The sequence below is a fragment of the Streptomyces sp. NPDC024632 genome (genome assembly GCF_055559175.1).
Genome location: NZ_JBVHLD010000001.1, coordinates 672,988 through 682,302, shown reverse-complemented (window position 1 = coordinate 682,302; position 9,315 = coordinate 672,988). Strand labels below are relative to the sequence as shown.

The 9,315-nt window shown below is 71.9% G+C and carries 10 protein-coding genes; 5 read left to right on the top strand and 5 right to left on the bottom strand.

Going from position 1 to position 9,315, the window contains the following annotated elements; all coding sequences use genetic code 11:
• Nucleotides 1–144 precede the first annotated feature (144 nt).
• From ACZ37P_RS03030 to ACZ37P_RS03010, 5 genes are all read right to left on the bottom strand, one after another.
• Entirely contained in the window at nt 145–648 is a 504-nt protein-coding gene (locus ACZ37P_RS03030) for a PASTA domain-containing protein (protein ID WP_467344519.1), read from the bottom strand.
• Entirely contained in the window at nt 645–1,214 is a 570-nt protein-coding gene (locus ACZ37P_RS03025) for a SigE family RNA polymerase sigma factor (protein WP_355336418.1), read from the bottom strand. The genes ACZ37P_RS03030 and ACZ37P_RS03025 overlap by 4 nt, the downstream gene beginning before the upstream one ends.
• Before the next feature lie 99 nt (nt 1,215–1,313).
• Nucleotides 1,314–1,829, bottom strand: a complete 516-nt coding sequence (locus ACZ37P_RS03020) for a hypothetical protein (protein ID WP_467344517.1) — start codon at nt 1,827–1,829, stop codon at nt 1,314–1,316.
• Nucleotides 1,830–1,951: 122 nt separating this feature from the next.
• Entirely contained in the window at nt 1,952–2,962 is a 1,011-nt protein-coding gene (locus ACZ37P_RS03015; RefSeq protein WP_467344637.1) for a serine hydrolase domain-containing protein, read from the bottom strand.
• A gap of 104 nt (nt 2,963–3,066) precedes the next feature.
• Complete coding sequence (locus ACZ37P_RS03010; protein ID WP_467344516.1) at nt 3,067–4,005, bottom strand: IclR family transcriptional regulator; 939 nt, start codon at nt 4,003–4,005, stop codon at nt 3,067–3,069.
• Nucleotides 4,006–4,059: 54 nt separating this feature from the next.
• Between ACZ37P_RS03010 and ACZ37P_RS03005 the strand changes: the two genes are divergently transcribed.
• From ACZ37P_RS03005 to ACZ37P_RS02985, 5 genes are read left to right on the top strand one after another with little or no spacing between them, the layout of a single operon-like run.
• The gene (locus ACZ37P_RS03005) at nt 4,060–5,634 is read left to right on the top strand and encodes an ABC transporter substrate-binding protein (RefSeq protein WP_467344514.1); all 1,575 of its coding nucleotides are present in this window, start codon (nt 4,060–4,062) and stop codon (nt 5,632–5,634) included.
• Nucleotides 5,631–6,635, top strand: coding sequence for an ABC transporter permease (locus ACZ37P_RS03000; protein WP_355335820.1), 1,005 nt, complete (start codon nt 5,631–5,633; stop codon nt 6,633–6,635). Before ACZ37P_RS03005 ends, ACZ37P_RS03000 begins: the two co-directional genes overlap by 4 nt.
• Entirely contained in the window at nt 6,632–7,540 is a 909-nt protein-coding gene (locus ACZ37P_RS02995) for an ABC transporter permease (RefSeq protein WP_391126532.1), read from the top strand. The genes ACZ37P_RS03000 and ACZ37P_RS02995 overlap by 4 nt, the downstream gene beginning before the upstream one ends.
• Entirely contained in the window at nt 7,537–8,433 is an 897-nt protein-coding gene (locus ACZ37P_RS02990) for an ATP-binding cassette domain-containing protein (RefSeq protein WP_467344513.1), read from the top strand. Before ACZ37P_RS02995 ends, ACZ37P_RS02990 begins: the two co-directional genes overlap by 4 nt.
• Entirely contained in the window at nt 8,430–9,254 is an 825-nt protein-coding gene (locus ACZ37P_RS02985; RefSeq protein WP_355335829.1) for an ATP-binding cassette domain-containing protein, read from the top strand. The genes ACZ37P_RS02990 and ACZ37P_RS02985 overlap by 4 nt, the downstream gene beginning before the upstream one ends.
• Nucleotides 9,255–9,315: the final 61 nt, after the last annotated feature.

Genomic DNA, 9,315 nt, shown 5'->3' with positions numbered 1-9,315 from the left:
GACCTCCCCCCTCCCTCTGTCCCATACCAGCTTACCCTCCTCTTTCTCCCATCCCGCGTGCGATCGCTTCCACCTGTGCACCGGGGCCGTGTCCCCCCCCCCCCCCCCCCCCCCCCCCCCCCACCCCTGTGACGATCCGTCAGGTCACCCCGCGCAGAGGGTCAGATTGACGGTGTCGCCCTTGTGGACGACGGTCGGGGCGTGCGGGGAGACGGCGATGACGGTGCCCGGCTTGCAGCCGGGGGAGGCCGTCTTGATGACCCGGCCGATCTTGAGCTGGGCCTTGTCCACCAGGACGGGCCTGGCCAAGTCGAGCGTGAAGCCCGCCAGTTGGATGGGGATCTCGCCGTACTGCACGGTGGTGCGGTTCTTGTCGGTCGTGGCGGACGTGTGGGCGGCGGGCCGCGAGTCGTGCGAGCCGCCGGTGGTGCCGATGGCCAGGGCGGTGCCGGTGCCGGCCACGACGAGGGCGGTGGCGATACCGGCGATGGCCGTGGCCCGCTTGCGACGGGCCCCGCGCGCGATGGCCGCGGTGTCGAAGTGCGGCGCCTCGGCGCCGTTGACGAAGTCGTTCATGGAGTTCACCAGTTCCTGCTCGAAGGGTGTGTAACCCGTGCAGCCGGAAGGCCGCGAACCGTATGACGTCATCGTGTTCCTTCCGTGGGCTGCGGCGGCGAAGGGGCGGAGGGCGCGGGGAACCGGCCTCTGAGCTTGTCGATTCCGCGAGTGAGCTGGGACCGTACGGTGCTCAGCGAGATCCCCAGATCGGCTGCGATCTGGGCGTCCGACAGGTCGTGGAAATACCGCAGCACCACGACCGTCCGCATGCGCATCGGCAGACCCTGAAGAGCGCGGACCAACTGGTCCCGGGTGTCCACCTGTCCGTACTGGTCCCCCGGAGCGGCCCTGTCGACGCCGTCCTGATACGGGACCGTACGGCGGAATCTGCGCCATCTGTCGTTGGCCAGATTCACCATGATCCGCCGTACGTACGCGTCCGGGGAGTCCTTGGCGGCGATGGTGCGCCACTTGCGGCACGCCCGTTCCAGAGTCTCCTGGACCAGGTCCTCCGCCGTCTGCCGGTCTCCCGTCAAGACGAGCGCGCCGTGGAACAGTACGGCCGACCGGGCGACGACGAAGGCGTGGAAGTCGTTCTCCACCGGCTCGGGTCCGCTCAGTTCCGTACGCGGTATCCGCTCGGTTGCCAGTTCCAGATCCACACGCTCCTCCCTTCCTGTCACCCCTCCTTGACGTGGAAGCGGCCCCGTCTGCTGCACGGCCCCGGTGTGACCTGGACCACAGACGTGTGGGTCCTACGCGGCGGGGGTGTCGGCGTCGAGGGTGTTGGTGTGGCGTTCGGTGAGGGGGCCGACGCGGAGGTCCTCGCGCATGAGTTTGCGCATGTCGGCGGCGGCTTTGCCGCGTGCTTCCCAGCGGGCGCGGTCTTCGGTGCTGCCGAGGGCGGTGCCGGCGGCGTAGCCGTCGCAGATGCGGCGCAGGCAGTGGAAGACGTTGTTGGAGGCTTTGACGACGGGTTCGGGTGCGATGAGCCACATGCGTTCCGAGGCGGTGGCGATGCCTGATTCCCGGAAGGCTTCGCGCAGCGCGAACGCCCGTGCGTCGTCGGAGGGGTGGTCCCGTCCGGCCAGGGCCCGCAGGGTCTCGCCGAGCACTTTCACGGTGCTGGTGTACTGCGTGTAGATGTCCAGCCGCAGCCGGAGGGCTTCTCTGTCGTCCTCGCGCTTCCAGCGGTTCCGGTCGGCTATGAGGGTGGCGACGATGCCGATCGCGGCGCCGGCCAGGGTGGAGAGCAGTGGCAACCAGTCCATGCGGGCCACCTTGGGCCATCGCGTGACGGCGGCGCCAGGGGACGCCGGGACCGGACCCGTTGGCCGTCGGTTTCCCGCCGCCCGTCCGTATCGCGCCTGCCGTGCAGGGAGTTGACGGCCCGTCACCCCATTGCGGCCGCCGCCGTGTGGAAGGCGTGGCGGACAGCGGTGATGCCGTCGGCGGTGCGGGAGGGGTGGACGCGGTTGGTGAGGAGGACGGCGTAGCGGGCGGTGGCGGGGTCGATCCAGAGGCTGGTGCCGGTGAAGCCGGTGTGGCCGAAGGAGTCGGGGCCGGGGGAGGGGCCTACGGGGGAGCCGACCGGGTCCTGGCCCTGCCAGGCGAGGCCGCGGCGCAGGGCGAGGTGGTCGGTGTGGGGGGCCGTCATCTCGGCGAAGGTCTCGGGGCGCAGCAGTTCGCGCGCGCCGCCCGCGAGCGACCGGCCGAGCCGTTCCACGTCCGCGAGAGGGGCGAACAGCCCGGCGTGGCCGCCGACTCCGCCCATGACCACGGCGTTCTCGTCGTGCACCTCGCCCGCCACCACGCGTCCGCGCCAGGGGCAGTCCTCGGTGGCGACGGCCCGCGCGCGGCCCGCCTCGTCCGGGTTGAAGCCGGTGTCCTTCAACCCGAGCGGCGCGCAGACCAGTTGGTCCACGAGTGCGTCCAGCGGTTCGCCCGCCGCGCTCTCGGCGATGAGGCCGAGCAGGATGAAGCCCTGGGAGGAGTACTCGACCCGGGTGTCGGGCGCCGAGCGCGGCGGCAGGAGGCGCAGCGCCTCCAACAGGCCCTCGCGCGTGGGGTGTTCGCGGTAGAGCTGGACCTGGCCCGGCAACCCCGAGGTGTGCGTGAGCAGTTGCCGTACGGTGAGGTCCGCCTTGTCGCCGCCCCGGTAGGCCGGAAGATACCGTCCGACGGTGCCCGCGAGGTCCAGCGCCCCGCGGTCGACCAGGGCCATCACGGCGAGGCCGACGACGGGTTTCGTCACCGACGCCAGGTCCCACAATTCGTTGCCGGTGAGCGCGGGTCCGTCCCAGGCGCGGGTGCCGGTCCAGCCGCGGTCCAGCGGACCCGCCGCCGTACCGACGGACCAGGCGGCGCCCGAGTACGCGCGGCGCGTACGCCCGGCGGCGACGATCTCCCCGAGCGCGCTCCCGACGCCAGCCCCGAGCGCGCTCCCGACCCCAGCCCCGCTCCCGACTCCGGCGTCAGCCCCGCCCCCGAACTCGTCCCCGACCCCGCTCACGCCAGCTCACCCGCCTCGGTGTCCACCACAAGAAACGGCGTCGCGGGCACGCTGCCCAAGATGCCTCCCGCCGCGCCGACCGGGCCCCTGCCCGACACACCGCCCGAGCCGCCCACGCGACCCGGGCCGCCCACGCGCCCCGAGCCGCCCACACCGCCCAGCCCCCCCGACACCGTCCGCGCCGCCGCCCGCACCATCGGACCGAACATCTCCGCACTCCGCTCGTCCAGCGTGAAGGTCAGCCCGCGCACGCCGATCGCGCCCACCACCCGCCCCTCACCGTCGAGGACCGGCGCGGCCACCGACCGTACGTCCGGCTCGTCGTACTCGTCGTCCACGGCGTAACCGGTGCTCGCCGCGTCCCGCAGCAGCGCGCGCAGCTCCGCGGCCTCGGTGAGGGTGCGCGGGGTGCGCGCGGCCAGCGGCCCGGCGTCCAGCAGCGCCGCCGTCTCGTGCGGCGGCAGCGCGGAGAGCATCGCGAGCCCCACCCCGCTGCTGTGCAGCGGGACCCGGCCGCCCGGCCGCCCGCTCATCCGGTACTCGCTGGCGGGCGCGGACTCCGCCAGCAGGACGGCCTCGTCGCCGTGGCGTACGGCGTACTGCGCGAGCAGTCCGGTGCGCCGCCGCAGGTCGGCCAGGACCGGGCGGGCGAGCGCGAGGTCGCGGCTGTCGTGCAGCGCGGCGGCGGCGAGCCCGAGCAGCCGGGGTCCGGCGCGGTAGCTGCCGCCCTCGGCGGGCTGGGCGAAGCCGTACTCGGCCAGCGTTCTCAGATGGCGGTGGACGGTCGGTTTGGTCAGTCCTGTGCGTCGTGCGAGATCGCCCAACCGGTGCGGGCCACCGGTCTGTACGAGCGCTTCGAGCACCTCCATCGCCTTGTCGACGGGACCCTTCGCGGGCTCTTGCTCGCTGGCTCGGGTGTTGACCGCTTTCGACATGTCGCTTAGCTTAACCCAACCGCATTCCATCTGCCGGAACGGATGTGTTGTTCAATGGAACGAATACGTCAAGGGCGGGCCGTGGACCGCAGCCGTCCGCGCCGCCGCGACGTCCTGCGCCTCGGCGGCCTGCTCGTGCCGGCCATCGCCGCGCCCGGGCTGCTGACGGGATGCGGCGCCAACCCGGCGAGCGGCGCGGGCAACGTCCTGCGGGTCTCGCAGCCGGGGGACCCGGTGACCATGGACCCGCAGAAGCAGGGCGACATGGTCTCGATGAACGCCCTGATCAACATGTTCGACACCCTCACCACCCGCGGGCAGGACAACACCCTCCACCCGCGGCTCGCGCTGACGTGGACGGCGCGCGACGAGCGCACCTGGCGGTTCACGCTCCGCCCCGGCGTGACGTTCCACAACGGCGAGGTGTGCGACGCGGCGGCGGTCAAGTTCTCCATCGAGCGGCTGCTCGACCCCAAGACCAAGTCACCGATCGTCGAACTGCGGTACGTGAAGAGCGTCTCGGTGGTCGACCCGCTCACCGTCGACGTCCACACCACGCTGCACGACCCGATCCTGCCCGACAAACTCTCCCTGTTCGGCGGCGTCGTCGTGCCGCCGCGCTACCTCGCGGAGGTCGGCGACCGGGGCTTCGCGGCCCACCCCGTCGGCACCGGGCCCTTCACGTTCGTCAGTTGGCAGCGCGACCACGAACTGCGCATGCGGGCCTACCCGAAGCACTGGTCAGGCCGCCCGCACGTGGACGAACTGGTCTTCCGCCCGGCGCCCAACGCCTCGTCCTCGCTCGCCGCCCTCCAGAGCGGCGGCGTCGACCTCGTCGCCGGACTCACCCCCGACGCCGCGCAGCAGCTCGACGGCTACCCCGGCGTCACCCTGGACGCCTACACCGGCATCCGCACCTCGTACCTGTCCCTGAACACCCTGGAGAAGGGGCCGCTCAGCGACCGGCGGGTGCGCCAGGCCCTCAACCACGCCATCGACGTACCCCTGTTGATCAAGGCGGTGCTCGGCGGCAAGGCGCGCGAGGTGCCCGCGATGATCCCGCACGGCGCCTTCGGCTTCGACCCCTCGGTCAAGCCGTTCACCCGCTCGGTGGAGACCGCCCGCGCGCTGCTCGCCGACGCCGGATACCCGCACGGCTTCAGCACCACGCTCACCGCCTCCAACAACGACTCCAACGTCGCCGAGGCGCTGTCCGGACTCCTCTCCAAGGCCGGTGTACGCGCCAAGGTCAGCCTTCTCGACCCCGGCACGTACGCCAGCCGGCTCACCTCCACCAACCACTCGGCGCTCGGCCCGATGTACCTGGCCGCCAGCACCATCTGGACGCTGGACGGCGAGAGCATGATCCAGTCGAACGTCCGCAGCGACCGCAGGCAGAGCCGCTGGCACTCGAAGGAGGCGGACCGCCTCGTCGACATCGAGGAACTCTCCGTCGATCCCGCCAAGCGCACCCAGGCGTTCGCCGACCTGCAACGGCTGATGCAGCAAGAAGCGCCGTTCGTCTTCCTCTACCAGCTCGACAACATCTACGCCCGCAACCGACGGCCGCGTTGGAAGCCGGGCCCCGCAGGCGTCCTCGACATGTCGAGCGCGGAGGTCTCCCGATGACCGACATCTCCCTCCAGCGGCGGCCGTCCGCCGCCGACGGCGAGCCGCGGGAACGCACCCGCGACCGCGCGGGACTGCGGCTGCTGCGCACCGTCCTGCTCAGGCTCGGCACCGCGCTGCTGGTCCTGCTCTGCACGGCGACCGTCTCGTTCTTCCTCGTCCGGCTCTCCGGCGACCCCGTCAAGCTGCTGCTGCCGCCCGACGCGACGGCCCAGCAAGAAGCCGTGCTGCGCGGGTCGTTGGGCCTGGACCGGCCGCTGTTCACCCAGTACCTCGACTTCCTGTGGGGGCTGCCGCGCCTGGACTTCGGCAACTCCCTCTTCTACAACGAGCCGGTACGCACCGTGCTCGCCGACCGGCTGCCCGCCACGCTCCAACTGGCCGCCGCCGCACTGGTGGTGACGCTCGTCGTCGCGGTCCCCGCGGGCATCTTCGCGGCGATGCGCCGCGGCCGGGCCTCCGACCGCACCGTGATGACCGGCGTGCTGCTCGGCCAGTCGACCCCGCCGTTCTGGGTCGGCATCCTGCTGATCCTGGTCTTCGCCGTCGGACTGCACGCGCTGCCCGCCTCCGGCTACGGCACGTTCGCCAACCTCGTGCTGCCCGCGGTCACCCTCGCCGTGTACTCCGTCGCCGTCGTCGCGCGGCTGCTGCGCTCCTCGCTGATCGACGTCCTGTCCTCCGACCACATCCGCACCGCCCGCGCCAAGGGCTTCGGCCCGGTCAAGGTCGTGCTCACCCACGGCCTGCGCAACGCGTCGCTGCCGGTGGTGACCGTGGTCGGCCTGGAGGTCGGCAGCCTGCTGGGCGGCGCGATCCTCACCGAACAGGTCTTCTCCTGGCCCGGCGTCGGACAGCTGACGATCGAGGCCATCTCGCACCGCGACTTCCCGCTCGTCCAGGCCACCGTGCTGTTCTTCGCCGCCACCTTCGTCGTGGTGAACCTGCTCGTCGACCTCTCCTACAGCTTCCTCGACCCGAGGGTGAGGACGTCCCGATGACCGTCACATCACCGGCCGTCGCCGCACCGGCGACGACGGCGGGGCCCGGCCCGCGCGCCGCCGCCCTGCGGACCCTGCTGCGCAACAAGCTCGCCGTCGTCGCGCTCGCCGTACTCACGGTCATGCTGGTCTTCGCGGTCTTCGCACCGCTGATCGCCCCGCACGACCCCAACGCCCAGGACCTGCTGCTCCGGCTGAAGCCGCCCGCCTGGCAGTCCGGGGGCAGCGGCGCCCATCTGCTCGGCACCGACCAGCTCGGCCGCGACATGCTCTCCCGCGTCATCTACGGCACCCGGATCTCGCTGCTGGTCGGCGCGGGCGCGGCGCTGCTCGCCGGAGTGATCGGCACCGCCGTCGGACTCGCCTCCGGCTACTTCGGCGGCTGGCTCGACCGGGTGCTCATGCGGCTCGCCGACGTCCAACTGGCCTTCCCCTCCATCCTGCTGGCCCTGGCCGTCGTCGGTTTCCTCGGCTCCGGGCTCTGGTACGTGATCCTCGTGCTCGGCTTCACCGGCTGGGTCTCGTACGCCCGCGTCGTGCGCTCCGAGGTGATGTCGCTGCGCTCGCGCGACTTCATCACCGAGGCCCGCGCGATCGGTGTCACCGACGGCGCGATCATGCGCCGCCACCTGCTGCCCAACGTGATGGCGCCGCTGGCCACCATCGGCACGCTGCACATCGCGGCGGCCATCGTCGCCGAGGCGTCGCTGAGCTATCTCGGACTCGGCGTGCCCAAGGAGACCGTCACCTGGGGCTCGATGCTCGCCGACGGCCAGCTCTACCTCGGCACCTCCTGGTGGGTCGCGGTGTTCCCGGGCATCGCCCTGATGGTCACCTCGCTCGCCGTCAACATCACCGGCGACGCCCTGCGCGACGTCGCGGACCCGAAGGCGTACCGCCGATGACAACCGACCGCACGAGGCCGAGCGACCGCACGAGGCCGAGCGACCCTACGAGGCCGAGCGACCGTACGACACGGGCCGGGGCCGCACCCGCCCGCCCCGAACCCGTACTCGACATCACCGATCTGAGCGTCGACTTCAGGCTCGACAGCTCCACCGTGCACGCCGTCCAGGGCGTCAGCCTCCAGGTCGGCGCGGGCGAAACCCTCGCCGTGGTGGGGGAGTCGGGCAGCGGCAAGACGGCCACCGCGCTGTCGGTACTCCGCCTCAACCCCGAGCCGCCGTGCGTGTACGCGGGCGGTGAGATCCGCTTCGGGGGACGCGACCTGCTCGCCGTGAGCGAGAAGGAACTCCGCGCGGTCCGCGGCCACGACATCGCCATGATCTTCCAGGACCCGATGACCAGCCTCGACCCGCTCCAGCGGGTCGGCGCCCAGGTCGCCGAAGTGCTCAGGCACCACAGGGGCGTCTCCCGCGCCGAGGCCAAGGAGGCGGCCGTCGCCGCGCTGGACGAGGTCGGCATCCCCGACCCCGAGCGGCGCTACCGGCAGTATCCGCACGAGATGTCCGGCGGCCTGCGCCAGCGCGTGATGATCGCGACGGCGCTGGTCGGACGGCCGCGCGTGCTCATCGCCGACGAGCCGACCACCGCGCTCGACGTGACCGTGCAGCGGCAGATCCTCGACCTGCTCGTCGCACTCCAGGAACAGCACGGCATGGCCGTCGTGCTGATCACCCACGACCTCGGAGTCGTCGCGGAGACGGCCGACCGGGTCGTGGTCATGAACGCGGGCCGGGTCGTGGAGAGCGGGGACGTCATGGACGTCTTCGACCACCCCGCCGAGGACTACACACGGCGGCTGCTGGACGCCACCCCACGATTGGAGTCGGCATGACGCTGCTCGAACTCGACGGACTGCGCAAGGAGTTCGGCGGCAGGCCGGTCCATGTGGCGGTCGACGACGTCTCCTTGACCGTGACCGAGGGCGAAACCCTCGCCCTGGTGGGCGAGTCGGGCTGCGGCAAGACCACCCTGACCCGGCTGCTGCTCCGGCTGATGGAGCCGACCGCCGGAAGCGTCCGGTTCGACGGCCAGGATCTCGCCGCCCTCTCCCCGGCCCAACTGCGGTCCGTACGGCGCCAGATGCAGGTCGTCCTCCAGGACCCGTACTCCAGCATGAACCCGCGCATGCGGATCTCCGACATCGTCGCCGAGCCGCTGATCACCCACGATCCGGACGCCCGCGGCAGACGCGGCCGGGCACGTACCCGCGAACGCGTGGGCGAGCTGCTGGAGTCGGTGGGCCTGCCCGCGACGATCCAGGACCGCTACCCGCACGAGTTCTCCGGCGGTCAGCGCCAGCGCGTGTCGATCGCCCGCGCGCTCGCCCTCGAACCGAGGCTCGTGGTGCTCGACGAACCCACCAGCGCGCTCGACGTCTCCGTGCAGGCGCAGGTGCTCGACCTCCTGGCGGAGCTGCAACAGCGCCTCGGCCTCACCTATGTCTTCGTCTCGCACAACCTCGCCGTCGTCCGGCAGGTGGCCGACCGGGTCGCCGTCATGCGGCACGGCAAGCTGGTGGAGGTCGGCGCCGCGGCCGATGTCTTCGGCGATCCGCAGCACCCGTACACCCGGCAGCTGCTGGACGCCGTGCCCGTACCCGACCCGCGCCGCGCCCGCCGTACGCGGTCCCGCCCCCGTACGGAGGCGGTCTAGAGGTGGGGTCCGAAGCGGGACCTGAGGTGCGGCGTGTGGTGCGTCCGGAGGCGGGTTCGGC

What these genes read in the sequence shown, in the direction of transcription:
- ACZ37P_RS03005 (WP_467344514.1), top strand. Translation starts at nt 4,060, where the DNA reads ATGGAACGAATACGTCAAGGGCGGGCCGTGGACCGCAGCCGTCCGCGC.
- ACZ37P_RS03020 (WP_467344517.1), bottom strand. Translation starts at nt 1,829, where the DNA reads ATGGACTGGTTGCCACTGCTCTCCACCCTGGCCGGCGCCGCGATCGGC.
- ACZ37P_RS03030 (WP_467344519.1), bottom strand. Translation starts at nt 648, where the DNA reads ATGACGTCATACGGTTCGCGGCCTTCCGGCTGCACGGGTTACACACCC.
- ACZ37P_RS03010 (WP_467344516.1), bottom strand. Translation starts at nt 4,005, where the DNA reads ATGTCGAAAGCGGTCAACACCCGAGCCAGCGAGCAAGAGCCCGCGAAG.
- ACZ37P_RS02985 (WP_355335829.1), top strand. Translation starts at nt 8,430, where the DNA reads ATGACGCTGCTCGAACTCGACGGACTGCGCAAGGAGTTCGGCGGCAGG.
- ACZ37P_RS02995 (WP_391126532.1), top strand. Translation starts at nt 6,632, where the DNA reads ATGACCGTCACATCACCGGCCGTCGCCGCACCGGCGACGACGGCGGGG.
- ACZ37P_RS03000 (WP_355335820.1), top strand. Translation starts at nt 5,631, where the DNA reads ATGACCGACATCTCCCTCCAGCGGCGGCCGTCCGCCGCCGACGGCGAG.
- ACZ37P_RS02990 (WP_467344513.1), top strand. Translation starts at nt 7,537, where the DNA reads ATGACAACCGACCGCACGAGGCCGAGCGACCGCACGAGGCCGAGCGAC.